At 64.9% G+C, this 25949-nt stretch carries 22 protein-coding genes and 1 pseudogene; 8 read left to right on the top strand and 15 right to left on the bottom strand.

The window, feature by feature from the left end; translation table 11 throughout:
• Nucleotides 1–2 precede the first annotated feature (2 nt).
• The gene (locus HMPREF2559_RS11455) at nt 3–1091 is read right to left on the bottom strand and encodes an alpha/beta hydrolase (RefSeq protein WP_066492462.1); all 1089 of its coding nucleotides are present in this window, start codon (nt 1089–1091) and stop codon (nt 3–5) included.
• A 25-nt stretch (nt 1092–1116) separates the two neighbouring features.
• Between HMPREF2559_RS11455 and HMPREF2559_RS11450 the strand changes: the two genes are divergently transcribed.
• Nucleotides 1117–2445 (top strand): M20 metallopeptidase family protein, encoded by a 1329-nt coding sequence (locus HMPREF2559_RS11450; protein WP_066492459.1) that lies wholly within the window; start codon nt 1117–1119, stop codon nt 2443–2445.
• Here HMPREF2559_RS11450 and HMPREF2559_RS11445 read toward each other — a convergent pair.
• The 12 genes and pseudogenes from HMPREF2559_RS11445 to HMPREF2559_RS11390 form a co-directional block, all read right to left on the bottom strand.
• Nucleotides 2401–2766 (bottom strand): hypothetical protein, encoded by a 366-nt coding sequence (locus HMPREF2559_RS11445; RefSeq protein ID WP_066492457.1) that lies wholly within the window; start codon nt 2764–2766, stop codon nt 2401–2403. The genes HMPREF2559_RS11450 and HMPREF2559_RS11445 overlap by 45 nt on opposite strands.
• Nucleotides 2747–4527, bottom strand: a pseudogene (locus HMPREF2559_RS11440) (BCCT family transporter). Before HMPREF2559_RS11440 ends, HMPREF2559_RS11445 begins: the two are co-directional and overlap by 20 nt.
• 357 nt (nt 4528–4884) lie before the next feature.
• Nucleotides 4885–6474, bottom strand: coding sequence for an FUSC family protein (locus tag HMPREF2559_RS11435; protein WP_070540828.1), 1590 nt, complete (start codon nt 6472–6474; stop codon nt 4885–4887).
• Between the two features lies 1 nt (nt 6475).
• The gene (locus tag HMPREF2559_RS11430) at nt 6476–7759 is read right to left on the bottom strand and encodes an ATP-binding cassette domain-containing protein (RefSeq protein ID WP_070540825.1); all 1284 of its coding nucleotides are present in this window, start codon (nt 7757–7759) and stop codon (nt 6476–6478) included.
• Nucleotides 7759–8541, bottom strand: a complete 783-nt coding sequence (locus tag HMPREF2559_RS11425) for an ABC transporter permease (RefSeq protein WP_070540823.1) — start codon at nt 8539–8541, stop codon at nt 7759–7761. The genes HMPREF2559_RS11430 and HMPREF2559_RS11425 overlap by 1 nt, the downstream gene beginning before the upstream one ends.
• On the bottom strand, nt 8538–9443 hold the full coding sequence (locus tag HMPREF2559_RS11420) for an ABC transporter permease (protein WP_068801995.1): 906 nt from the start codon (nt 9441–9443) through the stop codon (nt 8538–8540). The genes HMPREF2559_RS11425 and HMPREF2559_RS11420 overlap by 4 nt, the downstream gene beginning before the upstream one ends.
• Nucleotides 9440–10873, bottom strand: coding sequence for an ABC transporter substrate-binding protein (locus tag HMPREF2559_RS11415; RefSeq protein ID WP_066492443.1), 1434 nt, complete (start codon nt 10871–10873; stop codon nt 9440–9442). Before HMPREF2559_RS11415 ends, HMPREF2559_RS11420 begins: the two co-directional genes overlap by 4 nt.
• A gap of 11 nt (nt 10874–10884) precedes the next feature.
• On the bottom strand, nt 10885–11649 hold the full coding sequence (locus HMPREF2559_RS11410) for a GntR family transcriptional regulator (protein ID WP_066492442.1): 765 nt from the start codon (nt 11647–11649) through the stop codon (nt 10885–10887).
• A 141-nt stretch (nt 11650–11790) separates the two neighbouring features.
• A complete protein-coding gene (locus HMPREF2559_RS11405; protein WP_066492441.1) occupies nt 11791–12780 on the bottom strand; it encodes an LLM class flavin-dependent oxidoreductase in 990 nt (329 codons plus the stop codon).
• A 56-nt stretch (nt 12781–12836) separates the two neighbouring features.
• Entirely contained in the window at nt 12837–14207 is a 1371-nt protein-coding gene (gene brnQ / locus HMPREF2559_RS11400; protein WP_066492439.1) for a branched-chain amino acid transport system II carrier protein, read from the bottom strand.
• A gap of 92 nt (nt 14208–14299) precedes the next feature.
• Entirely contained in the window at nt 14300–15376 is a 1077-nt protein-coding gene (locus tag HMPREF2559_RS11395) for a MalY/PatB family protein (protein WP_070540820.1), read from the bottom strand.
• A gap of 9 nt (nt 15377–15385) precedes the next feature.
• Nucleotides 15386–17248 (bottom strand): ABC transporter ATP-binding protein, encoded by a 1863-nt coding sequence (locus HMPREF2559_RS11390; protein ID WP_066492435.1) that lies wholly within the window; start codon nt 17246–17248, stop codon nt 15386–15388.
• 114 nt (nt 17249–17362) lie between these two features.
• Here HMPREF2559_RS11390 and HMPREF2559_RS11385 point away from each other — a divergent pair, with 114 nt between their 5' ends.
• Nucleotides 17363–17905 (top strand): hypothetical protein, encoded by a 543-nt coding sequence (locus HMPREF2559_RS11385; RefSeq protein ID WP_210387038.1) that lies wholly within the window; start codon nt 17363–17365, stop codon nt 17903–17905.
• Entirely contained in the window at nt 17902–18405 is a 504-nt protein-coding gene (idi, locus tag HMPREF2559_RS11380) for an isopentenyl-diphosphate Delta-isomerase (protein ID WP_070540818.1), read from the top strand. Before HMPREF2559_RS11385 ends, idi begins: the two co-directional genes overlap by 4 nt.
• Before the next feature lie 113 nt (nt 18406–18518).
• Here the strand turns inward: idi and HMPREF2559_RS11375 are convergent, their stop codons facing one another.
• Complete coding sequence (locus HMPREF2559_RS11375; protein ID WP_066492432.1) at nt 18519–19745, bottom strand: carboxylesterase family protein; 1227 nt, start codon at nt 19743–19745, stop codon at nt 18519–18521.
• A 25-nt stretch (nt 19746–19770) separates the two neighbouring features.
• Between HMPREF2559_RS11375 and HMPREF2559_RS11370 the strand changes: the two genes are divergently transcribed.
• Both HMPREF2559_RS11370 and HMPREF2559_RS13090 read left to right on the top strand, forming a co-directional pair.
• The gene (locus HMPREF2559_RS11370; RefSeq protein WP_066492429.1) at nt 19771–19950 is read left to right on the top strand and encodes a hypothetical protein; all 180 of its coding nucleotides are present in this window, start codon (nt 19771–19773) and stop codon (nt 19948–19950) included.
• Entirely contained in the window at nt 19934–20095 is a 162-nt protein-coding gene (locus HMPREF2559_RS13090) for a hypothetical protein (RefSeq protein ID WP_168162255.1), read from the top strand. Before HMPREF2559_RS11370 ends, HMPREF2559_RS13090 begins: the two co-directional genes overlap by 17 nt.
• Here HMPREF2559_RS13090 and malQ read toward each other — a convergent pair.
• Entirely contained in the window at nt 20085–22157 is a 2073-nt protein-coding gene (malQ, locus tag HMPREF2559_RS11365) for a 4-alpha-glucanotransferase (RefSeq protein WP_246818479.1), read from the bottom strand. The two genes, HMPREF2559_RS13090 and malQ, sit on opposite strands and share 11 nt — an antisense overlap.
• Nucleotides 22158–22233: 76 nt before the next feature.
• Between malQ and HMPREF2559_RS11360 the strand changes: the two genes are divergently transcribed.
• From HMPREF2559_RS11360 to HMPREF2559_RS11350, 3 genes are all read left to right on the top strand, one after another.
• Nucleotides 22234–24066 (top strand): AMP-dependent synthetase/ligase, encoded by a 1833-nt coding sequence (locus HMPREF2559_RS11360; RefSeq protein WP_070540815.1) that lies wholly within the window; start codon nt 22234–22236, stop codon nt 24064–24066.
• Between the two features lie 116 nt (nt 24067–24182).
• Nucleotides 24183–24866: a hypothetical protein gene (locus HMPREF2559_RS11355; RefSeq protein WP_066492427.1), complete on the top strand. Its 684-nt coding sequence runs from the start codon at nt 24183–24185 to the stop codon at nt 24864–24866.
• 98 nt (nt 24867–24964) lie between these two features.
• The gene (locus tag HMPREF2559_RS11350; protein WP_070540813.1) at nt 24965–25864 is read left to right on the top strand and encodes an endonuclease domain-containing protein; all 900 of its coding nucleotides are present in this window, start codon (nt 24965–24967) and stop codon (nt 25862–25864) included.
• The last annotated feature ends 85 nt before the right edge of the window (nt 25865–25949 follow it).

The raw sequence follows: 25949 nt of genomic DNA, 5'->3' as shown, positions 1-25949 counted from the left end.
GATTAGTAGAGAGCGGGGCGGATAGCCGCCCATGCGGGAGCGAGTTGGCCCGAGAACATGGACCAGTCATGGACGCCACGGTCGAGATAGTTCGTGGTGTGCTCGATGCCGGCGCGGGTAAGAGCAGAGTCGAGACGCTGCGTGCACTGGCGCGAGCCTGCCTCGAGCAGCGTGCCGCCAATCTGATCCGTGAGCGGCTTGCCAGCGTAGCCGCGCTGGTCGGCCTCGGTGACCTCGCCGGTTGCCGCGGAGAGGTAAATGCGCGTGCCGCGCAGGCCTTCCGGGTGCGAGGTGACGTCGTTGCGCTTCCAGTCGGACGCGTCCCACATGTTGGCGGTGCTGCCGCCGCCGTTGCCGACGGTAAGCTCCACGGTGCCGCGGCCCGTCGGGTCGAGTGTCGAGTAGCAGCCGGAGATGCCCGCGACGGCGTCGAAGAATCCCGGATTGTTATTGGCCATCATGACGGCGCCGGAGGCACCCATGGACAGGCCGATGGCGGCGCGCTTGCCGTTATTGGGGATTTCGCGGTCTACAAGCGGGGCGAGTTCCTTCGTGTAGAACGTCTCCCATTTCATGCGGCCGAGCTTGGGGTCATCGCGGCGCCAGTCCTGCCACATGGAGGAACGGCCTTGGTTGGGAATGATGACGGTGGCATCGGAGTCCGCGAAGACCTTCTGCGCAATGCCGCGTTTGATCCAACCGGAGGTCTCCGGCGAGTCGACGCCCTCGAAGAGGAAGACGACTGGGCCGGTGCCCACGAGGACGTCGGCCTCGATGACGCGGCCCATGGCCGGTGAGGCGATGTCCCAGCGCTCTTGGCGACCATCGACCTTGTGGCGGGTGATGGATGCGGAGGGGAGGGAGGTGATGGGGTGGGGATAGGCGGCATCGGAAGCAGCCCAAAGATCGGTGAGAAGCTTGGCGTTGGGCCCCAGCGCGCCGAGGAGCGTGGTGACGGCCTCGACGGTGACGCGGGAGGAGCCGTGGTTGGTGCTGGAGAGCTGGTGTGCCTCGGAGGAAAGGTCCTGGGCGTGGGCCGCCGGGGCGGCGAGGGTAAGGGTAGCGGCGAGAGCAAGAGGGAGAATTCGCATGCGCGTTACCTTACAATAGGCGGGCATGACTACACCCCACATTGGCCAGCAGCTCCCGCCGCTTCCGGCGCCGGGCGCGACCTTGCAGGGCGAGCCTGCCGTCGACGTCCTGCGCAGCGAAGCTAAGGAATTATTGAATAACCTGCAGGTTATTCGGCGCGACCTGCACGAAAACCCTGAGATTGGAAATCAGCTTCCGCGTACGCAACGTCGCGTGCTCGAGGAGCTCGAAGGTCTGCCGCTGGAGGTGTCGACCGGCTTAGCCGTGTCCTCGGTCGTCGCGGTGCTGCGCGGGGGTAAGAGGGGCGACCATCCGGTCTCGGTGTTGCTGCGCGCAGACATGGACGCGCTCGAGGTGGGGGAGCGCTCTGGCAGCCCCTTTGCTTCGACGAATGGCTACATGCATGCGTGCGGCCACGACCTACACACGTCGGCGCTCATTGGCGCGGCGCGCATGCTCTGCGCGCACCGCGAAGAGCTCGAGGGCGACATTATTTTCATGTTCCAACCGGGCGAGGAAGGCCCGGGCGGCGCGCAGCCGATGATTGAGGAAGGCGTGCTTGACGCGGCGGGGCGCCGTCCGATTGCGGCGTACGGTTTGCACGTCGGCCCGCAGGACTTTGGCACGTTCAACCACGCACCGGGGCCGCTCATGGCATCCTCGTCGAACCTTCGCATTACGGTGCTGGGCAAGGGCGGTCACGGCTCGCGCCCGCACGACGCGGTGGATCCCGTGCTGGCGCTGGCGGAGATTCAGCTCGCGCTGCAGTCCGCGGTCACGCGCCGCTTTGACGCGCTCAATCCGGTGGTCATCACCGTGACCAACCTCTGGGCGGGCGACGGCGCGATTAATGCCATCCCGGAGCGCGCGGGCTGCTCGGCCACGGTGCGTGTGCTTGACGATGCCGCCATTGAACGGGTCCGCCAAGTCATCACCGAGGTCACCACCAATGTCGCAGCGGCGCACCGCTGCTCTGTGGAGACCGAGTTCGAGGTGCTCTACCCGTCCACGAAGACGAATGCGCGCGAGGACGCGTTTGCCGCGGGCGTGTGGGCTCGCCAGTTCGGGCAGGAACGCGTGGTGCGCATGCGCACGCCGATGATGGCCAGCGAGGACTTTGGCGTCGTGCTTCAGCAGGTACCGGGCACGTTCGCGTGGCTGGGCACGGTTGACCCGAGCCTGCCGGAGCAAAAGCGCGAGTGGAATCACTCGCCGCTCGCGCGCTTTGATGATCGCGTGCTCGGCGATCAGGCGGCGGCGCTGGCTGCGGTGGCGGTGGAGCGACTGCATGCGGCGCAGTCGCACCCGTCACCGACGATTCATGCGGCGCGCCAGGCTGCCCACCAGGTATAGGACCACCGCGGCCGCGATGAGCGCAAGGGTTTGGGGCAGCCAGTAGAGGGGGTAGTACTGCGCTGCATACCCGGCTGCGGCGGGATCGTCGAAGAGACGGTAGGCAAGAACGGGAATCCACCACAGGCGGTGGAGTGCGAGGAGGACGCCGGGGATGAGCAGCCAGCGGAAGCGCCAGCCTGCGATTGCGATGAGCACGAGGCCGACGATGGCGAGCAGCGAGAACGGGCCGCCTTCGGTGAGGAAGAGATGGTCGATCTGGTGCTGCTCGGCGAGTGAGTAGCCGTCGAGGACGACCTCACTAGGAATTCTTGTAGCCATCGGCCCATTCTCCTGTCTCGAAATCGTAGTCGACGTTCTCGCCGTCTTCGTCCGTGCGCTGGTACCACTCAGTGTAGCGGTCCGCGGCGGAGTCGAAGTCGGAACCGGCGCCGCGGCCCTCTTCCGCATGCTCGACGGAAATCTCGAAGTCGTCTCCGTGTTCCTCGATGCCGCGGACGACGGCGTTTTTGACGGCGGTGCGCGCGTAGGCGCGGCGGATAAACATCGGGTCGGAGTGCAGGTCCTTGATGAAGGCGACCATCATGACGAGCAAGACAACGCTAAACGGCAGGGCTGCGAGGATGGTGAGGTTCTGCAGTCCGGAGAGGACCTCCTCGCCGCCGGTGAGCAGCATGACGACCGCGATGCCCATCATGGACAGACCCCAGAAGACGACGACGAATTTATTGGGGTCGGGTCGCCCTTGGAGGACATGGTGCCCATGATGACGGAGGCGGAGTCCGCCGAGGTCACGAAGAAGACCGCGAGGACGAAGAGCAGCAGGAACGGCGTGATGGTACCCAGCGGCAGATCCTGGAACATGGCGAAGAGCACCTGTTCGTTGGATGCGGAGCCATCGAAGCCCTCGAGCCCCTTCTGGTTGAAGCTAATCGCGGTGCCGCCAAAGACGGTGAATGCGAGAATGAGGATGGCCGTGGGCGCGAAGACCGTGATGAGGGTGAATTCGCGCAGGGTGCGGCCGCGGGAGATGCGGGCGACGAACATGCCCACGAACGGGGTCCACGCAATCCACCATGCCCAGTAGAACGCCGTCCAATAGGACTGGAACTCGATGGTCTCATCACCCCAGGACAGGCCCTTGGCCATCATGGGCAAAAGCTGGTCGAGGTAGGTGATAATGCCCGACGGGATGAGGTTGAGCAGCAGCGTGGGGCCCACGATAAAGACGAAGATGACGAAGCCGAGCGTGAGCGTGATGTTGATATTCGACAGGTAGCGCACGCCGCGCGAGACGCCGGAGACCGCGGACAGGATAAACGCGCAGCCGAGGATGCCGATGATCACGAGCAGGCCCGCGTTCGCCACCGGGTGGCCGGAGATGATGGTTACGCCCTCGCCAATTTGGATGGCGGAGACACCCAGCGTTGCGGCGGTGCCGAAGAGGGTCGCGATGAGCGCGAGGGCATCGATAAGCTTGCCCAGCGGGCCGTCCGTGTCGCGGGAACCGAAGAGCGGCTTGAAGATGGAGGACACGAGCGGGACGCGGCCGCGGCGGTAAGACGAGTACGCGATGGCGCCGCCCACGAGGGCATAGGCCGCCCATGGGGAGATGCCCCAGTGGTAGTTGGCTTGCGCCATGGCCTGGTGGAGGGCCTCGACCGAATTGCCGTCCACGGTGTGCGGCGGCGGGGTGAGGTAGTGCGCCAGCGGCTCAGACGGGCCGTAGAAGAAGATACCGACGCCGATGCCAGCGCCGAACATCATGGCGATCCAGCTAAAGCGGCCGAACTCGGGTTCTTCGTCATCTGTGCCGAGCTTGATGCGGCCCAAGCGCGAGAAGCCGACGTAGGCCATGACGAAGATCGCGAGGATCATCGTGATGTTGAGCAGCCAGCCAGCGTTCGTAATCGCCCACGAGAACGCGGCTGAGGAGACATTGGCCACGGAGTCAGGCCAGATGACGCCCCAGATAATGAAGGCGATGATGAAGGCGGCCGTGGTGAAGAAGAGCGGCTTGTCGAGCCCGAAGCGGTTGCGCTGGTCATCGACGGAAATGCCCGGGACGAGGCCCGGGTGCATGTCGTGGGGATACAAGCCGACCGCGGTCTCCTTATCCGCGGGGTTGAGTGAAGCGTGGTAGGGATCCGAGGTTGTCACGGGAAATCCTTAAAGTAGACAGTGTCGCCAATTATCCCTGTGCGGCGCGGAAATTGCTACTATATGGCTAATCTAGACCGGTAGGTGATACGCATGCATGTACCTGATTTTGATGAGGCCCTGGTGGAACTCGACGTCTTTGAGCGCGTCGAGGAACATATCCTCAACCCTACCGTCCTGCTCGACATTTACTCCTCATAAGGTATTTGAGTGCGGTCTTGCCGCCCGACGAGGTCGCGCTTGTCGAGTCGCACCTGGGTGAGGGCCGCGGCTACGAGATTATCCAGATTTTTCTACTGCGCTCACCAGCTCGCGCAGCTCCGGCTCTATGGGCCGGCGGTCCGGGTGAAGTGAGCAGAAGTCGAGCAGGTGATAGCCCGCGCGGCGCAGCCGCTGGTGGCGCTCCCAGAAAAGCTCACCGTGTCCATTGGCGGCGAGCGAAAGAATGGCACGGCGCTCGGAGAGCAGCTCGTACTGGAGATCGCGGCGGGTGGTGAGCGCTGCGTCCGGGGTGGTGGTGAGCAACGAGCCGAGCAGCGTGGACATCGCCTGGACGCAGCGTGCCTGAAGACGCTGTTGATCCTGGGCCGCCGCACGGGGACGCCACAGCCACAGCACGGCGAGCGCGAGCGAGACGGACAAGGCAATCTCGGCGAGACGCGCCTCAATCGCCGCGAAGTTCGAGTTGCCCATGAGAAGCGCCAGCGGCGTGGAGAAGATAACGCAGATCGCGTAATTACGCACGACGAAGGTTTCCGCCGCGTACTGGCAGGCCGCGAGCGCGAGCAACAGCGTCCACCCGGAGACCCCGAAGTAGTGGAACGCCGCGAAGAGGCATACGCCCAGGCACGAGCCAAGCATGCGCTGCACGCCGCGAATGGTGCCGGGTACGCGGTCGGGACCCCATTGGAGGACGAGGAGCACGGAGACCGCTCCCCAGTCCGGGCGGTTGAGCCCGAGTGCGAGCCCAATGAGCACGGTGAGCAGACCGCCCACGAGGACGCGCTGCGCCGCCAAGGACGGGTGCGAATTGCGCGTCGCCGAACGGTAGAGACGGTAGCGCGCGGTCGGGTTCGTGTGCGGAATGACGGTGCGGGAAGGATCGATATCTGCGGGTTCATCCGAGAGCAGCGCCGAGTCCACGTGTTGTGCGGCGACGGCGCGTTGGGCGGCGAGCGTGCGCTCCACGAGGTCGCGCTGTGCGGGCTGGAGGATGCGGCCGCCGCGGATAATGGCGGCATCGGAAAGCGCTTGCCACGCGGAGACCAACGCGGTCTGCGCCTGGTGATGGTGGGCAAGCGTGGGCTCTTCTACGAAGGCGCGCGCGGCCTGTTCGACGCCGAGGACGCGGCGCTTCTCCGGCCCATGCGCGTCGAGGGCTGCGGGCAGCATGCCAAGGATGATGCCGGTGAGCGAACCGACCGCGCACCAGAGGCCGACTTCCCAGGCGGGCACTCCGGTGATCATGGTCGAGCCGCCGCCGACCATGACGATGAAGAAACAGCCCGGCGGCGGCAGGCGCAAGGCGTTTTGTACGAAGGTGCCCAGGACGCCGAGAGCTACCGCATAGAGACCGCCAGCGAGAAGGCCGTCGACGAGCACGCCGCCTACCGATGCCCCCAAGAGCAACAGCGCCGCAGTCGCCATCACCCGCAGGCGCGTGCGGTAGGGATGGCCCTCGCCGTAGATGACCGCGAACGCGCCGGCGGAGATGAGCAGGACCGCATGGTCATAGCCCAGGAGCAGCGCGATGGAGCCGGGGATGAGGATGGCGAGTGCTGCGCGCAGCGCGCCGGGCCAGCGGCGAACCTTCGAGTTGTAGGCGGTGAGTAACTGGAGGGGACTGGGTCTTTGGGGTAGCGCTTCCACGTCAGGGTAGCTTAGCCGCCGCGAGCAAACGCTGCGTATACGGGTGCTGGGGGTGCTCCCAGATCTCGTCGACAGGGCCGTGCTCGACAATCCGGCCCTCGTGGACAACGGCGACTGACGAACACATCTCTGTGACGACGCCCAGATCGTGCGTGACGAAGACGAGCGTGAGCCCGTATTCGTCGACGAGCCGGTCGAGGAGCTCGAGGATCTGCCGGCGCACCGTGACGTCGAGGGCGGAGACCGCCTCGTCCGCGAGCAGGATATCCGGGCGGCCGACGAGGGCGCGCGCGATGGAGATGCGCTGGCGCTGGCCGCCGGAGAACTCGTGCGGGTACTTCTTCGCGTCTGAAGGTTGGAGGCCGACGTCCACGAGAGCCTGTGCCACGTCGGGACCGGCTTCCTTGATCGACCGGCCGACCCGCAGCCGCGGGTTGAGCGAGCCCCGCGGGTCCTGGAAGACCATCTGGATTTTCCCGTGGACCTCGACCGTGCCTGACGCTGGCTTGAGCAGCCCCGTGAGCATCTTCAACAAGGTTGTCTTACCGGAGCCGGAGCCGCCCACAACGGCGAGCCGCTCGCCGCGCGCCACCGTGAGATCGACGTGCTCGAGCCCATAGGGCGCGGCGGCGTGGACCTCGATAATGGGTTCGCCGGTCCTAGCCGGCGATGGGGTAATCGGCTGCGGCACGAGGCTGCGGCCATACTCGGACTCGAGTGACTCAAAGTGGCCCGCCTTGAGCAGCAGCCGGCGCGTCGTCATGCGGTCGATGACCCGCAGGTCGTGCGAGATGAAAAGTAGCGCGAAGCCACGTTCATCCGCGAGCCGCTCGATCAAAGCGAGCACGCCTGCCTGAGTCGTCGCGTCGAGCGCCGTCGTGGGCTCGTCACAGATGAGCAGTTCCGGATTCTGCGCGAGCGCCATGGCGATGAGCACGCGCTGGCGCTGTCCGCCGGAGAGCTCATGCGGATACCGCTTCGCCACAGCAGGGTCGAGGTCTACGTCCTTGAGGGACTCCGGCGTCGCGCCGGCATAGTGCAGCTGGCGCGAAATCTTCATCAACGGGTCCAACGCGGAGAGCGGCTCCTGAAAGACCATGGCGGCTTTTCCATCGAGCTCCACATCACCGGAATGCGCAACGAGCCCCATGATGGACAGAGCTGTCTGCGACTTGCCCGAACCAGACTCGCCGATGAGGCCCACTCTTTCGCCGCGGCCGACCTCGAAGGTGAGGCCGTGGAGGATCCCCGGAATCGTGAGGTTGCGTACTTCCAGAACGTTCATTAATCCTCCGGATCCAGTAGGTCGCGCAGGCCATCGCCCAGCAGGTTAAAGCCCAAGACGGTGAGCGCGATGGCCAGGCCCGGCCAGAGTGCGAGCAGCGGCTGCGTGCCGAGCATGGTCTGTGCGTCGTGGAGCATGCGGCCCCAGGAAGCGGCCGGGGGAGCGGTGCCCAGGCCCAGGTAGCTCAGGCCAGCCTCGGCGAGGATGGCGAGCGCGCAGTAGACGGAGGCCTGCACGACGATGAGGCTCACGATATTGGGAAGCACGTGGCGCACCGCGATGACCGGATTGGATACGCCCGAAATCCGCGCGGCCGCGATGAAGTCCTGGTGCATGACCTGCAGCGTGCCTGCCCGGGCGACGCGGATAAACGACGGAATGCCTGCGATGCCAATGGCAATCATCGCCGTGAGCGTCGACGGCCCCCACACCGCGCCCGCGATAATCGCGAGCAGCAGCGCCGGGAACGCGAGGAGCAGGTCCGCGCCCCTCATGATGAGCGGGAAGCCCATGCCCGCCGCGATGCCCAGCGGCACGCCGATGACTGCCGCGATGAGCACCGCGACGATGGCAACAGACAGCGTAATCTGCGCGCCGGACATAAGGCGCGAGAGTTCGTCGCGGCCAAAGCGGTCGGTGCCGAGAAGATGCTCCGCCGACGGCGAGGCCGCAAGCTGGTTCGAGACTTGGAACGGGTCATACGGCGTCCAAATAAACGCGACAACGGTCGTGAGCACCGTGAGCGCGACGAGGATCGCGCCAATCCACCCTGTGCGACTCATGCGCGCGCTCCAATCCGGGGGTCGATGACGCGGTACACTACGTCCGTGAACAGGTTGACCGTGAGCGTAAACGCCACGAGCAGCATGACGAGCGTCTGTACCGTCGTGAGGTCGCGCACCGCGACCGCGTCAAGGAGCATGGAGCCCAGCCCTGGGATGACGAAGACGGATTCGATGACTACCGCGCCGATGACCAGCGTGGTGAGCTGCAGCCCCGCGACGGTCAGCACCGGCAGCGCGGCGTTGCGCAGCCCGTGCCGCAGCAATGCCTGGCTTTCCGATGCCCCCAGCGAGCGCGCCGTGCGCATATAGTCCCGGTGGAGCTGCTCCCGCACGGCGCTGCGCACGTAACGGGTGAGCATCGCGCCTTGGACGAGCGCCAGGGAGATGACGGGCAAGACGAGATAGCGCGGCGAGACCGGCACGACCCAGCCGTTGGCGGGCAACCAGCCGAGTTTTACGGCGAAGACGGCAACGAGGAGGATACCGACGAGGAAGCTCGGCACGGCGATGCCCAGCTGCGTGAGCGCCGACACGGCCGTCGAGTCGCGTCGAGCCAGGAAGATGCCGGCGGGGATGGCGCCGAGGAGGGCGAGCGCCATCGCGGCGAGGACGAGGATGAGCGAGACCTGAGCTCGGTCGAGGACGAGCGGCGTGATGTCCTGGCCGGAGCTCAAGGACGTGCCGAAGGCGCCGGTGAACAGTCCGGAAAGCCATTCCCAGTACTGCGTGAGCAGCGGGCGGTCCAGGCCGAGCTCATGTGTTAGCGCGGCGACGGACTCGTCGTCCGCGTTGACGCCGAGGGCGACACGTGCCGGGTTGCCGGGGACAGCGCGCATGAGAGCGAAGATGATGACGGAGGCGGCGAAGAGCGTGCCGAGGTAGCGAGCGAGGATTTTCACTGGGTGATCTCCTTCAAACGAATGCCGTCCGTGACCTGGTTGGCGTCGACGCCCGTGACGCCGTGGGAGAGCACGATATTGGGCATATTCGCGACGGTGAGCGCGCCGGCGTCGTCCATGATCTGGTCGACGGCGTCGTGCATGAGCTCCGGGTCCTTGGCGTCGGCCTCGGCGAAGAGCTCGCGGGTGTGCGCGTTGTCGTAGCCCAGGTAGTAGTCCGGGCTGCCGAAGAGCGTGGTGATATCGCGCGGCTCGACGTGCGCGACGATGGACATCTGGTAGTCCTTGGCACCCATGACTTGGCCGAGCCACAGTGCAGGGAACTCCGCGGACTCAAGCGTGACATCGAAACCGATATCCGTGAGCTGCGAGTAGAGCAGCTCGCCTAGCGTCTGCGCGTAGGGCAGCGTGGGCACCGTGATGGTCAATGGGGTACCCTCCGCGCCAGCGGAGGCCATGAGTTCCTTGGCCTTCTCCGGGTCGTACGGGTAGTAGTTTTTCCCGGTAAACCATGGGTCCGCGGGGGCGACGGGGGCGCCGCCGGTGTCGGTCGCCATGCCGTCGAAGAGGATGCGGTTGGCGAGCTCGCGGTCGACACCGTAGGCGACGGCCCGGCGCACGGTCACGTCGTCGAAGGGCGCGGTCTGGTTGTTCATGGAGACGAGCACCTCGCCGTTCGTGGCACCCACCTGGACCTCGTAGTCCTCCGGCAAGTTGGCGAGGAGCTCCGGATTCTGGACGGCCCACACGATGTCGACGCTGCCGGATTGCAAAGCGTTGACGGACGAGACGATATCCGGGAAGTAGCGGATCTGGACGTCCTCGTGCGCGGACTCGCCCCAATAGTCGCGGTTGACGGCGAGGTCGACGTACTCGCCAGGGGAGAAGGCGCGCACCGTATACGGTCCGGTGCCGATGGTCTCGCCGGACGGATGGAGCATGGCGCCGACGGTCGTGCCGAGCTTCCACAAGAAAGACTCCGAGGGCGCGTCCAGGCTGATCTTTAACGTGTGCTCGTCCACGGCGCGCGCGTGCGCGGCGGCGAGCTGCTTGCCCAGGGCGTTCGTCCACTCATGCGTATGATTAATCGCCCACGCGGCGGTCTCTGCAGAAAAAGCGTCGCCGTTACTGAAGGTGGCTTCGCGCAGGTGGAAGGTGTACTCCGTACCGTCGATATCCCAGGACTCGGCGAGGCCCGGCTGGATGGAGCCGTCGTCCGCGATGGTCACGAGGGTCTCGTAGACGTTGCCCATGAGCGCGGCCGGAATGGCGGCGCCGCCGGTCGTCGTGAAGTCGAGCGAGGTCGCCGCGGCCGTGGTGGCGAGGACCACGGAGGGAGTATCGGTCGCCTCGACGACGGCGGTGTGCCCGGCGGAACAGCCCGCGAGTGTGAACGCGAGCGCCACCGCCCCGAGAGAGGGTAGTTTCATACCCGATTAAGTTACTCGGTGGGTGATTGGAGAGTGAAGCGCAGGGGGGATCCGGCGCCGCGGATGGCGTTCATCTGCATCTGCATACGGTCAGCGGGGAAGACGTAAACGCCGTACTCGATGGGGTCGCCGTTGTGATTGTGGAGGCGATTGGTCACCTCGAAGACCGGGAAGCCCTCCTCAATGCCGAGCGTTTCCGCCTCCTCCGGAGTCGCGGGGCGGGCGCGCAGCTGACGCGAAAGATTGTCGACCTCGACGCCAGCGCGGGCGAGGACGGCATGCAGTGACGGCTCTGATTCATCGAAGTCGAGGATGTGGCGTCCCACCTCGAGCGGGAAGTATTCCTCCTGGATGAGGCGCGTCTGCCCCGCGCGTTGACGAGTGCGGTGGATATAGACGATGGGGTCGCCCTCTTTGACACCAAGGGCCTCGGCCACCTCGCGGGGCGCCGGGCGGCGGGCGAGCCAGTGAATCTTCTGCTCGAGCGTGAATCCAGCTTCCTTGTAGCGCTGCGCCGCGGAGTAGGAGGCCTCGAAAGACTCGGAGCTGAAGTTGCCCAGCACGACGGAACGGCGGCCGCGGCCCGAGGAGATGGTTCCCTCGGAACGCAGCTCGGCCATCGCCTGACGCACGGGGCCGCGCGAGGTCTGGAACTGCTCGCACAATTCCGCCTCGCTGGGAAGGACATCGCCTACACCGAGGCGACCAGAAGAAATTTCACCGCGCAGGAAGCTTGCGATCTTTTGGTACTGCTGCGGTTCGCGCCGACCAGGCATGGTGGTCTCTCCCCTGAATAGAATAGAAATGACCCACGTGGAACAGTGAAAGGTCGCTTAGATATTACATCGTGACGCATCAATGAATGAAGTCAGTTTGCATATTTTTGCGCATATTATTCACCCAGGTGCGGTAGAGCACTACGTGAGGTCCCAGGCCTCCGCGAGGAGCTCCATGTTGTGGAGCACGCTGTCATGCGTCGTGGACTGGAGCGAAATCATGAGTTCGTCGGCGCCCACGGACTGCTGGAACTGCTCGAGGTAGTCGCGCACCTCGTCCTTGGTGCCCACGGCGGAGTACTTGAGCATCTCGAGGATCTGCTGGCCCTGGTAGGACGCCACGATCTGCTCGACCTGCTGGTCAGTGAGGTACTTCCCGCGGCCCGCGAAGGCCTTGACACGGTTGAAGCAGACCTTCTCCCATTCTTCCTGGGCGGCCTCGTCCGAGTCCGCGGCAAGCACGTTGACGGCGGCGATGAGGTACGGCTCCGGGTACTGCTCGGACGGCTCGTAGTTGTCCTTGTAATACTTCGTCGCGGTCTGGAGGTGCTGGGGTGCGAAGTGGGAGGCGAAAGCGTAGGGCAGGCCCAGCTTCGCGGCGAGCGAGGCGCCGTACATGGACGACCCCAGGATGTAGATCGGGATACTGGTGTTCTCGCCAGGGATGGCGCGCACACCCGGGATGATCGACTTACCGGTGAGGTAGCCGTTTAATTCCTTGATGTCCTCAGGGAAGCGCTCGGCGGAGTGCGAGTCGCGGCGCAGTGCGCGGCCCAAGGTCTGCATGTCAGTGCCCGGTGCGCGGCCCAGGCCTAAGTCGATGCGGTTGGGGTGCAGCTCGGCGAGTGTGCCAAACTGCTCGGCGACGACGTAGGGGGAGTGGTTGGGCAGCATAACGCCGCCAGAACCCAGGCGGATGGACTGGGTGTTGGCGGCGATGTGTGCAATCAGCACGGCGGGGCTGGAAGAGGTGATGGTGGGCATGTTGTGGTGCTCCGTGTACCACATGCGCTTAAATCCGAACTTCTCTGCGTGCTGGGCAAGCTCCACGGAGCGGGCCATGGCCTGGCCGTAGGTTTCCCCTTCGTAGACGGTGCAGAAGTCGAGGACTGAGAGTGCGGCGCGGGTCATGGATTCTCCTTGAAAGTAAACAGCGTACTTACTAGAAAACCCTATCCGCGTCACGTTTATTCCGGTACCGTCACGGGCTCACCCTGCAACACGGCGGCGTCTTTGGCGCGGCCGCGGCGGGTGGCGAAGTCGAGGAGCAGGCCCACGATGAAGGCGAGGACGGTCGGCACGATCCAGCCCAGCTGAGCGTCCTGGCCCGGTGATAGCGCGAGCATGTCAGGGAAGATGCCCAGCTGGCTCAGTGCGGACCACAGGACGGACATCCACAATGCGAGACGGTAGCCCCAGTAGAAGATGACCTGCTTCTTCACCAGCGGCTGGACCATGGTGAGTGCGATGAGCGTGATCGCCGGCGGGTAGAGGAAGACGATGAACGGCACGGCGATGGAGAGCACCGTCTCCAGGCCCTGGAACGCGAAGAGGATGGACAGTGCGGTGAAGATGATGGCCCACAGGTGGTACGTCGTCTTCGGCACGAGGGCGGAGAAGAACTCCGAGGTCGAGGTGATAAGTCCCACGGCAGTGGTCATGCAGGCGAGCAGGACGATGGCGGAGAAGACGACCTGGCCGGCGGTGCCCATTGTGGAGTTGGCGGCATCGGCAAGCAACTGTGAACCGGACTCATAGGACTGGCCGTTGGGCATGGTCTGCGCGATGTAGCCCAGGCCCAGGTAGATGGCGGCGAGCAGGACGCCCGCGATGGCGGCGGAGACGACCGTCGCCTTGATGACCGGGGCACCGGCTTTGAAACCCTTGCCGCGCAGCGCGGAGACGATGACGATGGAGAACGCGAGGCCCGCGATGGCGTCCATCGTGTTGTAGCCCTCGAACAGGCCGGTGGCGAAGGCGCCGGAGGCATAGTCCTCAGTGGGCGTGCCAGGGTTGCGCGGATTGGCGAAGGCGGCCAGCGCGATCAGCACGACGAGCAGCGTCACCAGCGCCGGGGTGAGGAAGCGGCCCAGAGTGTCCATGATGGAGTTGGCCTTCCATGACAGCGCGAGTGCGATGAGGAAGAAGATGGCGTTGAAGATGCCGTTGGCGGCGGTGCCTTCCCAGCCCGTCATGGGAGTAATCGCCAGTTCCATGGACACAGCGCCGGTACGCGGCAGGGCATAGAACGCGCCGATGGCCAGGTACGCCATGGCGGAGAAGACGATGCCGAAGAGCCAGCCGCCGTGGTTGGCGATATCGCGCACGGAGCGACCGGTGATCGCGACGGCGACGACGGCGAGGACTGGCAGGAGCACGCCCGCGGTGAGGAAGCCCAGGATGGCGGGCCAGAAGTTGGTGCCGGAGCTAACCCCCACCATGGGCGGGAAGATGAGGTTGCCCGCACCGAAGAACATGGAAAAGAGCATGAGGGAGGCGACCACGACGGTCATCGCGCTCGGTGTTTGGGGAGATCCTGAGGAGACAGGTGAAGCCATGGAATTGGGGATCCTTTCGCGGCTTGAATACTTATCGACTACTCAACAGAGTAGCGATCCTCAGTATGGAAACACAATCCCATCATGTGAGACTACAGTGCGGTCGTGATCCTTTCGACCGCCTCACGGAGGATCTCCGGGGAGGTCGCAAAGTTGAGGCGGGCGTGCCCCGGGGCCGCGAAGGTCACGCCTTCGTTGACAGCGACCTTCGCGTGCGCGCGCAGCCATGCCGCAGGCTTCTCGCCGAGCTGGGGGAGCGTGAGCCACATGAGGTACGTCGCCGCGGGGCGCGTGGACTCGATACCGGCCTTGGTGAAGGCGTCAGCGGCGAAGTCGCGGTTCTGCTTAAGGATGGCGAGCTGCTCGTCCAGGTACGGGTCGCCGTCACGGTAGGCGGCCTCGGCAGCGAGCACACCGAGTGTGCCCGTGCCGTCCTTGGCCACGCCGGTGAGAGAACGCCACGTCTTCACGTCGTCTGCGTTGGCGAAGATCATCTGCGCGCACTTGAGACCCGCCACGTTAAACGCCTTGGAGGTCGCCGTCACGGTGATGACGCGGTCCGAGAGCGAGGCGAGCGGGATGTGCGTGCCTTCGTAGACAATGCCCGCGTGGATTTCGTCCGCGAGGATGCGGGCGCCGTATTTATCGGCGATGTTCACCAGTCGTGTGAGCCAGTCTTTTTCAAACGCGATGCCGAGCGGGTTGAATGGCGTGGACAGCACGATGGAGCCGGCGCCCTTCGCGAACGCAGCCTCGATCTCATCCAAGTCCAGCGAGGTCTCGATCTTCTCGCGGCCGGCGGTCTCCGGCAGCTCGAGCAGCGGCGGGTAGCTGGGCACCGGCACGACGACGGGGGAGCCGGGCGTGGTGAAGTACTGGACGCCGAGCAGCATGCCGCGCACGACGTCGCCGATGGTGAAGATGTAGTCCGGGTTCGGCTCCCACCCGAAGCGACGGTTGTAGAAGCCGGCGAGTTCCTCCGGCAACGTCGACGTGCCCGGCGTGTAGCCGAAGGACTCGTTCTTTACCGCGCGCTCGATCGCCTCCATGACCGGAGGGGCGGTGGGGAAATCGGACTCCGCGATCCACAGGGGCAGGACGTCGTCTCCGTAGACGGTCCACTTGCGGGTGCCGCGGGCTTTCAGTTCTTCAAGGCTGGGAAACTGCATGCACCCAGACTACTCATCGTCCTCAGATCCTGGCTCAATAAATCCATAGCGCTTGAGCCGCTCGCGGTCCTCCTTCGCCGAGGACTGCGTGAGCGCGAGCAGCTCAGCATAAATGCCTCCCGATGCCGCCAGCTCCGCAGGCGTACCAATCTCCGCGACCCGCCCGTGGTCCAGCGTGATGATGGTATCGACGTCCGCGATGGTGGACAAGCGGTGGGCGATAATGAGCGTCGTGCGGTCCTTCATGAGCTCGTCGAGGCCCGCCTGCACGACGCGCTCGGACTTCGTGTCGAGCGCCGAGGTCGCCTCGTCGAGGACCAGGATGGGCGCGTCCTTGAGCATCGCGCGGGCCACGGAGACGCGCTGCTTCTGGCCGCCGGAGAGCTTGAGGCCGCGCTCGCCGATGATCGTGTCGTAGCCTTCCGGGAACGCCATGATGAAGTCGTGGGCGTTGGCGCGCCTGGCCACGTCGAGGATTTCCTCCTCGGTCGCGCCCGGCTTGCCGTACGCGATGTTCTCGCGAATCGTGCCGGAGAAGAGAAAGGGATCCTGGAAGACGACGCCCACGGAGGCGCGGATTTCCGCCGCGGTGAGGTCACGGACGTCGTGGCCGAGGATGTGCATGCTACCGGAGTTGGGGCGGTAGAGGCCCAGGAGCAGGTTGACGAGCGTCGACTTGCCGCCGCCGGACTCGCCCACGAGCGCTACCTTGTGGCCTTCCGGCGCGGTGAACGTGATGTCCGTGACGACGGGCTTGCCTTCTTCGTATTCGAAGCCGACGTGCTGGAAGTCGAAGACGGGCGCGCCGGGGGTGACGTCCAGCGGTTCTGCCGTATCCAGGTCCAAGGTCGGTTCGTCCGAAGCCTCGATCGCCTTGACGAGCGACGCATTCGCCGTGGGCTCGAGGTCCTCCTCCATGACTTTGTAGTAGTCTGCCGAGCCCGCGATGGCGCGCTGGCCGGTGTCGACGATCCAGGAAAGCATGGTCACCGGCTGCTTGGACATGGTCACCAGCTGCATGAGCATGACCATGTCACCCAGAGTGAAGTCACCGGAGAGCGTGCGCCAGAAGATGACACAGTGAATGCCAAAGAACGCCGCCGCCATCGCGAGCTGACGCGCGGTGTCCATGGAATGCCACCAGTTCGACTGCGGCTTCGTCGTATCCACGATCCCGCGGTAGTGGTGCGCAAAGGAAGCGAGCTCGCGCGTCTCCGCCACGAAGGACTTGGTCACCTTCACCTGGCCGATGACCTCGGAGAAACGCCCGTTGGCCACGTCGATGTGCTCGTTCTTGACCTTCTCGAACTTCTGCCAGCGCTTGGAGGTAAGCGCCGTGAGCCAGAAATACAGCGGGAACAAGATGAGCAGCAGGATGGTGAGCGGCCAGTAGTAGAACGCCGTGATGACGAGCACCGCGACGATCTGCAGGATCATCGAGAAGAAGTTATTGCTAAACGACTGCAGGAACTGCGTGATGTTCATGATCGAGCGGTCGAGCCGTGCGATGATCGTGCCTGTCACCTGGTTGTCGTAATAACCCTGCGGCAGTGCGAGCAACTTTGCGAAGTAGCGCGTGGAGAGCACCTGACGCAGCCGCGCGACCATGACATCGCCGAAGTAGCCGCCGATATTGGCGACGATGCCTCTAGCGGCATCGGCAGCAAACAAAGCAACCGCAAGCCAGAGCACGGTGCGCAGCGCGCCCGTGGACGAGCCGCTCACGGCGTCGACAATCGTGTTGGTCGCCTCGCGGATAATGAACGGGGAAATAAGCGTCAGCACCGCGCCGGCCACGGCGGTGAGGAAAATTGCAAGATAATACGGCCACAGCGCAGCGGCGCCGCGCACGATACGAACGAGAGGTTTCATCAACCGGCTACTATGCCACCGCACGCGCGCGGTTGCACCTTGCCGTTACCTAAGATGGCCGGTGCGTCGGTTAAGGTAGAAGCACACTCATCGATATTCCGGAAGGTTCCTCCATTGCGTAAGCTCACCGTGGCATTTCTTGTGTCCGCCGCGTGCCTCCTCGCCTCGTGCAGCATCCTCGAACCAGGCGAGACCGGACTCAACCCAGGCGACGACATTTCCGTGACCACCTCGGAGACCCCCGCCTACCAGCCGCAGGACGTGAAGAACAAAGAGGTCAACTCGGACCTCGGCGCCCCCGTCCACGATGACGGCATGAACGTCGATTGGCAGCTCCAGGGCGTCTACTCCGACTCCGTCCAGGGGAGCGTGCTCACCGTGCTGCTCAAGAACCTCAACGACCAGCCCCTGCCTGTCGACGCCGTGACCGAGCCAGTCCTCGAGGTCGCCGACGGCAACGGCGGCTGGACCCGTGTCGAGCTCCTCCCGTATGACCCAGAGGCCAACGCGGACGTCCTCGCGCCGGGCCTCGACATGCCGCTGGGCGCGCATTCCGCGACGAACCTCCAGTACCGCTTCGACGCCGCCACCAGCACCCTGTGGAACGCCCGCCTCACCATGGGCAACGTGACGTGGACTGGAAACCTCAACCTATGACGGAACTTGTAGTCCTCTGCGACGACGCAGGCAACCCCACCGGCACCGCCCCCAAGGCAACCGTCCACACCAGCGACACCCCCTTGCACCTCGCGTTTTCCTGCTGGGTCTTCCGCGGCGACGACGTGCTCCTCACCCGCCGCGCGCTCACGAAGAAGACGTGGCCCGGCGTGTGGACCAACACCTTCTGCGGCCACCCCGGCTCCGGCGAGGCCACCGTCGACGCTGTCCACCGCCGCGCCGCCTTCGAGCTCGGCGCCCAGCTTTCCGATGTCGCCCTTGCCCTACCCGATTTCCGCTACCGCGCCGTTGATTCCTCAGGCGTCGTAGAAAACGAGATTTGTCCCGTCTACACCGCGTGGATCGCGGGCACCATCGACCCCAACCCGGAGGAAATCGACTCGTTCGCGTGGGTTCCCCTCGATGACGTGCGCCGCGCCGTCGCCGCGACCCCCTTCGCGTTCAGTCCGTGGATGGTGGAGGAGCTCGCGCTCCTCTAATTCCCCCTACAACCTCAAAGGCCATATCCCGTTGGCCATATTCCCTGGTCGCTTATTTTCGTCTCGTTTAGGCGACCTGCGGTTATGGCCACCGTGACATGGCCTTCTTGGGTTTAGTCCTCCTGGAACGCCTGTCCCACGTAGTCGAGCGCACCGTACGTGGTGGTCGCCTCGCCGGTGTCGAGGTTGAAGCGCCACACGGCGTGCTCGGGCTGGTACGGCTCGAAGCCCGGCTCGCCGGTGCGTGCGAGGCGCTGGAGCCAGCCGGTGAGTGGGGACTCGGTGACGCCGAAGAGCGGGCGCAGCTCTTGACAGTGCAAGGCGTTGCCGTCACGAACGAATTCGACCATCCACGTGTTCACGTTGTGGCCCACGAGTTCGACCCAGCGGCGGATGCAGCCGTCGCCGATGAGCCGACCCACAATGCCCTTCGTGCCCGCGAGGTCTGCCCACGTGCTGAAGCGCTCGCGCCGCATGCCGAACTTGGGCGCAATATACCAGCCAATCGCCTTGGGAAACGGCGCGCGGTCGAAACGCTCGCCGAGGTTGGCGAACTCTTCGCGCGTGGAACCGAGCACGATGGGAATATCCGCGAGCTGCGTCGGGTCGAGCGGGTAGGGGCCGAGCGCCATGTCGAAGCCAAACTTCTTGCGAAACTTCGCGTAGCCGGCCGCGAGTTGTTCGTCGGTGAGTTTGTCCAGGCCCGCGCGCGTAATGGGCACCTTGAGAAACTGCCGCAGGGTGGCCTTGCGTGCCTCGAAGGGCTCGCGTGGGTAGCACGGCGAGAGCGCGACGAGACGACGGAACGCGCCGCGGTAGTGGTCCCGGCGCGCGAGCCACAGGCCGATGGTCGCGCCCGCGGATTGACCGACGAGCGTGACATTCGTGGGGTCACCGCCGAAGGCCTCGATATTGCGCTGGATCCACTCGAGGCCCAGCTGCGCGTCGTCGATGGCGCGGTAGCGGAAGTACTCGTCCTCGGGGAATTTCGCGAGTCCCGCCAGGCCCACGCGGTAGCCGAGCTGCACCTCGACGATGCCAGCCCGTGCATTCGCGCTGCCCTCGGCCCGCGGATCTTCGTGGGTGCCCGACTCGAAGCGTCCGCCGTGGATATAGACGATGACGGGGGCGTCGCAGGCGTCCTCCGGTGTGGTGATGGTGAGCGCCACTGCGTCCGGCTGCGGCTCGCGCGCGTCGACGATGCCCTGGTCACCCAGCTTTTCCGCGTCCGCGAAGCGACTCGGGATATGCGAGTAGGGGATGGAGTGGAAGTAGCGGACTCCGCCTTCCGCGGTGCCGCGGAACGTGCCGCTGGGGGCCTCAATGCTCAACTCGTGCATGCCTTAAAGACTACAATTGCTCCCCATGGAATGGTTGCGCGAGGTCCTGGACGCCTTCTCCCAGTGGATGGTGGAGGCGCCCATCGCGGTGCAGATGCTCATCCTCACGGTGACGGTGGTGCCCGCCTTCGTCGCTGTGGCGTGGGTGCTCATGTTCTGCATTGACCGGGTGGCTAGAATAAAGCACCATGTCGACGCCGAATAACAATGATCCGCGCGAGGGCCTGTGGGACCCGGAGCGCCGCCCGGTCAAGCGCAAGCGGGCGCTGCCCAAGTCCCGCGTCGCGCCCACCCTGCTGGCGATGTTCGCTTTGATCTTCATCGCCGCCGTGCTCGGCTTTATCTTCTAGACGCCTCCGCGACCTGCTGGAAGAGCTCGAGGCCCGCGAGGTCCTCGATAATTACCGGCTTGCCATCCGGATCCGTAAGTGGCATGCACCAGTTGGGGTAGGTGTCGTGCGTCGTGCCCGGCATATTCTGCGCGCGGCGGTCACCCACCATGTCCACGAGGTTCGTGCACGTGAGCGCCGACGGCGTGCCCGCCATAAACTTGTGCAGCGCTACGAGCTGTTCGCGCTCGGTCTCGGCACCCGGCGCGGCGACGGCAAGGACGCGGTCCATCCACTCGCGCTCGCCAGCGAGCTCCTCGTCCGCCGGACGCGTGAGCAGGCCCAGGCGGGCGCGCAGCGTGATGTGCTCGCCAGCCAAGTACGCGAGCGTGGGCGGCAGATCGTGCGTGCCCACCGAACCGAGCGCCAGCGCGCGGTAGTCCTGCTGTGCCAGCGCGCTCACATTGTCCGAGGCGTGCTCGAACCACACGATGGACGTGCCCATGACACCGCGCGACGCGAGCGCATCCAAGACCCACGGCTCGAGCGTGCCCAAGTCCTCGCCAATGAGCACCGCGCCAGCGCGCTCGGCCTCGAGCGTGAGCACGCCGAGCATCGCCTCCCAGTCATAGGCGACATACGCGCCCATCGTCGGCGCCTGCATGCGCGGAATCCAGTACAGACGGAACAGGCCGAGCACATGGTCGACGCGCACGCCGCCGGCGTTGCGCAGCACCGTGGCCATCATGTCGCGCCACGGCTTGTAGCCCGCCTCCGCCAAACGGACAGGGTGCCATGGCGGCTGGGACCAGTCCTGGCCCATCTGGTTGTACTCGTCCGGCGGGGCGCCTACCGATGCCGCCGGCGCCAGGTAATCCGCCAAGCTCACCGCCTCTGCGCCGCCCGGGTGAATGCCCACCGCGAGGTCGGTGACGAGGCCGATGCCCATGCCCGCATCGATCGCCTTCTGTTGCGCCGCGGCGAGCTGCTCGTCGCAGAGGAACTGCAGCCACGCATAGAAATCCGTGAGCTCGGTGAGGCCTTCCGTCATCGCGTGGCGGCGGCCCGTGTCGCGCGCCAGGTGCTGCTCCGCGCACCACACGGCGAAGTCGCGCAGCGCCTGGCCCTCGCGGGCCTGGTACTCGCCGAAGGCCACCGCGCGCTCGTCGCTGAGCGGGTGCCCAAACATCGCATGGAGGGCCTGGAGCTTTGCCTCGAAGATGTCGTTGCGCACGATTTCCTCAGCCGACTGGTTGCGGGCGCGGAATTCCTCGGCGAGCTCGGCGACATCGGAAAGCTCGTCGGGGGAGAGGTTGTTCAGCTCCGGGACGTCCTCGACGCGCAGGTAGATGGGGTTGACGTAGCGGCGCGAGGTGGGCAGGTACGGGGAGTCCTCGACCGGTGGGAAGGGCTCGGCGGCGTGGAGCGGGTTGATAAGCAGGAAGTCCGCCCCAGCGTCGTGGGCGAGGGTCTGGGCGAGCTCGCCCAGATCGTGGAAATCGCCCATGCCCCAGGACTCGGCGGAGCGCACCGAGTAGAGCTGCGCCATGACGCCGCCGGTCGGGTGCTCGAGGTACTGGTCCACGGTGGACAGGCGGGTGGGGGTCACGATGAGCGGGCATGTGGCAGCGATTCCCTCGGAGACGAGTTCAATTTCGTGGTAGCCCAGCGGCAGGTCGCCCGGGACGTGGAAGGTGGCCTCGCCCCACATCTGGCCCGCGACGTCAGCGTCCGGCTGCATGTTCTCGTCCTGGTAGACCTCGCGCGTGCCGCCGTCCTCCAGTCGAATCTCGACACGGGCTTCCATGCCCGCGTGGACGTGGACGTCGAAGCGTTTCTCGTGCCCCGACGTCGTCACCACACATGCAGGCAGCGGCCGTGACATACGGGTCTGGTACTCCTCGAAGAGCAGGCGCGTGAGCTCCTCATCGGAAGGATCGGAGCTCACGTTCACACCGAGCGCGGTGAGGGTATAGAGAATAGACGAGGTTGGGGTGACGATGTACTGGCCGCCCGCGGAGGTATACCCGGTGGCGACGCCGTACCGTCCGGCGAGTTCGCTTAGCAGCTCATAATTAATCACGAACCCGATTGTGCCATCTTGAAGCGTTGCTAGAGTGGTGAATAGCAAATTTATCGCGCTACAAGGAGTTTCGCCCATGACCCTGCAGGAAGCCACCACGCCCGCCCCGTTTACCATCGAGCCGGGCGAAACGTGTCTCACCGCCATGATGGACACCGCCAAGGCGCGCCCGCACGGCGTCATGTTTACCCGACCGGCCAACTACGAGTGGGTTAACGTCACCGCGAAAGAATTCGTAGACGAGGTCTTCGAGGTGGCCAAGGGCCTCATTGCGTCGGGTGTTGAGCACGGCGACCGCGTGGTCCTGCTGTCGAATACCCGCTACGAGTGGTCGCTGCTCGACTTCGCCATCTGGGCCGCGGGTGCCGTAAGCGTGCCGATTTACCCGTCCTCCTCGTTGTCCCAGATTCAGTGGATTGTCGAAGACTCCGGCGCCGTGCTCGCTATTACCGAGACCCGTGACCACTCCGAGCTCATGCGCCACCTCGTCCTCGGCGAGGACGGCCAGCCGGGTATCAAGGGCTCGCCCTCGCAGCTGCGCCGCATGCTCGAAATCAACTCCTCGGCCATCGCCACCCTCAAGTTCGAGGGCCGCGAGGTCTCCGATGACCAGGTCTGGGAGCGCATTCACGGGACGAAGACGGAGGATCTTGCCTCGCTCGTCTACACTTCCGGTACCACCGGCCGCCCCAAAGGCTGCATCATCACCCACCGCAACTGGTTGGCGGAGGCCCGTGGCCTGCTCACCAACCCCATCGGCGCCATCGCCGTCCCGGGTTCTCACGTGCTCACGTTCCTGCCGCTTGCCCACGTGCTCGCCCGTGCGGTCTCGCTCGCCGTGGCCATCGGCGGCGCCTCGCAGAACCACTGGTCTGACTTCTCGACCATCACGATTGAGTTCGCCCGCTCGCGCCCGAACCTCATCCTCGGCGTCCCGCGCGTCTTCGAGAAGGTCCGCAACGCAGCGGCTGCGAAGGCCTCTGCGAACCCGGCCCAGGCGGCCATCTTCGCCCGCGCTGAGGCCACTGCCATCGAATACTCCAAGGCGCTCGACCTGCCGGAGGGCCCGTCCCGCCTGCTCAAGGCCCGCCACGCCATCTTTGACAAGCTCGTCTACTCCAAGGTCCGCGCGGCCATGGGCGGCGACGTCAAGTACGCGATTACCGGTGGCTCCGCCATGAGCCCGGACCTCCTCCACTGGTACCGAGGCCTGGGCGTGCCGGTCTATGAAGGCTATGGTCTCACCGAGGTCGCCGCGGCCGCCGCCGTCGACTTCGTGGACCAGACCATCGGCACCGTCGGCCCGCCGCTCGAGGGCGTGTCCATCAAGATCAACGACGAAGGTGAAATCCTCATCAAGGGTGACATCGTCTTTGACGGCTACTGGAACAACCCGGAGGCCACCGCCGAGTCCATCCAGGACGGCTGGTACAACACGGGTGACCTCGGCGAAATCAACGACGAAGGCAAGGTCGTCATCACCGGGCGCAAGAAGGACCTCATCGTCACCGCCGGCGGCAAGAACGTCTCGCCGGGCCCCATGGAGGACCAGCTGCGCTCCCACCCGCTCATCTCCCAGGCGATGGTGGTGGGCGACGGCAAGCCATTCATCGGTCTCCTCGTCACCCTCGACGACGACGCCCTGGCTCGCTGGCGCCTGGCTCACAACATCCCGGAGGGCCGTTCCATGAAGGAGCTTGCTACCGATGCCACCCTCCGCGCCGAGATTCAAGACGCCATCAACCAGGTCAATTCCACGGTCTCCCATGCCGAGGGCATTAAGAAGTTCTTCATCCTCGAAACCGACCTCACGGAAGAGGAAAACGAGCTCACCCCGACGATGAAGGTCAAGCGCAACGTCGTGGCGCAACGCTACGCGGATGCCATCGACCACATTTACCAGCGTTAGATTTCCTGTGAAATCCATCGGAGTGTCGCACAGTTAATCCGCGCGGCACCCGATAGAGTTTCACCCGTTGAGCAAAACCCTCAACCTTTACTAGAGGTCTTGAAAGGAGTGCGCGGGTGCACAAAATCGCCGCTGAGCTGCGTCACCGCGAGCTCACCCAGGAGCTCTACAACATCGGCGACGAGGTTGTCGAATACATCGAGCACCTCATCGAGGCCATCGAAGACTGGGACGACGAACTCACCCTCGACTGTCTGGCCGAGCTCCACGACATCGTGGGTGACGCCCGCCGCGACTCCGGCCGCGTCGTAGGCGAACTCATCGGCCTGCGCCACGCGCTCGTCTCGGGCGTACGCGCCGGCACCATCTCTGCGGCCGTCACTGGCGACTTCGACATCGAAGCCCCACGCGACGTCACGGCCCGCACTCTCACGCTCAAGTTTCCGCTCGAAGGACCCCAGGTCATCTCCGAGATGGCCCACGCCCTCCAAGGCCGCACGTTCCTCGTCACGGACTACCTGCGTGACATGGTCGAGTACGTCCTTGAGCAAACCGATGCCGTCGCCCGCAACCTCGACATGGTCTCGCTCCCGCAGCTCTACCGCCGCTCCGGCGAGTCCGTCGCCACCGCGGTCGAGGGCTGGCTCCACACCGTGGTCCACGCCCAGCCTGCCTATGCCCGCGCCATGCGTGGCCACAACCCGCCGCCGTTCCTCGAGGAACGCGCCCGCGTCAACGCCATCGTGGCCAAGGTTGCCGCGAAGCGTGCCGCCGCCCGTAAGAAGGGCCAGACGGCTTAAACCCCACATTCTTCGACTCCCCGCAGCACTCCCTCTTCCGCTGCGGGGAGTCGAGCCTTATCCGGAACCTTTCGCGGCGTGCTGCGGTCTAAGGAGGTATGAACCTTCACGAAGTACTCATCCGAATCCCCGGAGATCCGAAAGCCTCGAGACCCCTTATCGACGGAATCTCTGACGGCGCCTACCTGCGTCTCGGCAATGCTCATGCCGTGGCGCGTGGCGCGTGGTCGGAGATGCCCGCCTATCAGCAGCACCATCTCCGCACTCTGGCCATAGGTCGCGAGCTGCGCGGCGGCGTGCTCGCGGGGCGTTCTGCTGCGCGGGTTCACGGACTATGGGTAATTGCGGCAAAGGAAGAGCGCGTCCATGTCGTGTTGCCTTCCGGTGGCCGGCGTCCGCGTGGTGCATGGGGACCCCACACTCTTTATCTTAAACGGCGAATTTTCCCCGAGGATATCGTTGAGCTCCATGGCATCCGCGTGACAGCGGCTCCGCGTACCTGCGTTGATATTGCGTGCTGGGAGGGCTTCGCGGCCGGTCTCGCGGCGATGGATTGCTTCTTGAGCAACGGCGGCCACCTTTCTGCCTTGCAGAAAGCCATTGCGCGTGCAGCACGGCACAAAGGAGTTGCACATGCCCGTCGGGCTTTCGCCGCTGCGCGTAACGACACCGAGTCGCCTTACGAGTCTTATTTCCGTGCGCTGCTCCTCGACACTGAGATTGCCGGCCTAGTGAGCTGGCGCGAACAAGTCTCGCTCTATGGCTATCGGGTCGACTTCCTCATGCCTGGCGGGCTTGTCGTCGAAATCGATGGCGACAGCAAATACGGTGAGCGCCCAGAGTCGGTCATCGTCGCGGAGCGCAAACGGGAGAAGGAACTCACCAACCGTGGCCACCGAGTGCTGCGTTTCTCTCCGCGGCAGTTGCTTACGAAACCACAGCAGTGTCTCGCCCTACTGGAGCAGGCCCTCAGCGAGGTGAACGCAAAACAGAAGTAAACCAGAAGAAGTGAAGTTTTCGATCAATTTTTCGAGTGGTTCACTTCTTCTGGTTTACTCTTGAGGTCTCCGGCGCGTGCGCCTC

It is taken from the genome of Corynebacterium sp. HMSC072G08, assembly GCF_001809185.1.
GTDB classification, from domain to species: Bacteria; Actinomycetota; Actinomycetes; order Mycobacteriales; family Mycobacteriaceae; genus Corynebacterium; species Corynebacterium phoceense.
This window is presented reverse-complemented; position numbering and strand designations above follow the sequence as displayed.

Bases quoted from the DNA above. Each gene is read 5' to 3' on its own strand.
- HMPREF2559_RS11455 (WP_066492462.1), bottom strand. From the start codon at position 1,091: ATGCGAATTCTCCCTCTTGCTCTCGCCGCTACCCTTACCCTCGCCGCC.
- HMPREF2559_RS11450 (WP_066492459.1), top strand. From the start codon at position 1,117: ATGACTACACCCCACATTGGCCAGCAGCTCCCGCCGCTTCCGGCGCCG.
- HMPREF2559_RS11445 (WP_066492457.1), bottom strand. From the start codon at position 2,766: ATGGCTACAAGAATTCCTAGTGAGGTCGTCCTCGACGGCTACTCACTC.
- HMPREF2559_RS11430 (WP_070540825.1), bottom strand. From the start codon at position 7,759: ATGAACGTTCTGGAAGTACGCAACCTCACGATTCCGGGGATCCTCCAC.
- HMPREF2559_RS11425 (WP_070540823.1), bottom strand. From the start codon at position 8,541: ATGAGTCGCACAGGGTGGATTGGCGCGATCCTCGTCGCGCTCACGGTG.
- HMPREF2559_RS11415 (WP_066492443.1), bottom strand. From the start codon at position 10,873: ATGAAACTACCCTCTCTCGGGGCGGTGGCGCTCGCGTTCACACTCGCG.
- HMPREF2559_RS11410 (WP_066492442.1), bottom strand. From the start codon at position 11,649: ATGCCTGGTCGGCGCGAACCGCAGCAGTACCAAAAGATCGCAAGCTTC.
- HMPREF2559_RS11405 (WP_066492441.1), bottom strand. From the start codon at position 12,780: ATGACCCGCGCCGCACTCTCAGTCCTCGACTTCTGCACCGTCTACGAA.
- brnQ (WP_066492439.1), bottom strand. From the start codon at position 14,207: ATGGCTTCACCTGTCTCCTCAGGATCTCCCCAAACACCGAGCGCGATG.
- HMPREF2559_RS11395 (WP_070540820.1), bottom strand. From the start codon at position 15,376: ATGCAGTTTCCCAGCCTTGAAGAACTGAAAGCCCGCGGCACCCGCAAG.
- HMPREF2559_RS11390 (WP_066492435.1), bottom strand. From the start codon at position 17,248: ATGAAACCTCTCGTTCGTATCGTGCGCGGCGCCGCTGCGCTGTGGCCG.
- idi (WP_070540818.1), top strand. From the start codon at position 17,902: ATGACGGAACTTGTAGTCCTCTGCGACGACGCAGGCAACCCCACCGGC.
- HMPREF2559_RS11375 (WP_066492432.1), bottom strand. From the start codon at position 19,745: ATGCACGAGTTGAGCATTGAGGCCCCCAGCGGCACGTTCCGCGGCACC.
- HMPREF2559_RS11370 (WP_066492429.1), top strand. From the start codon at position 19,771: ATGGAATGGTTGCGCGAGGTCCTGGACGCCTTCTCCCAGTGGATGGTG.
- HMPREF2559_RS13090 (WP_168162255.1), top strand. From the start codon at position 19,934: ATGTCGACGCCGAATAACAATGATCCGCGCGAGGGCCTGTGGGACCCG.
- HMPREF2559_RS11360 (WP_070540815.1), top strand. From the start codon at position 22,234: ATGACCCTGCAGGAAGCCACCACGCCCGCCCCGTTTACCATCGAGCCG.
- HMPREF2559_RS11350 (WP_070540813.1), top strand. From the start codon at position 24,965: ATGAACCTTCACGAAGTACTCATCCGAATCCCCGGAGATCCGAAAGCC.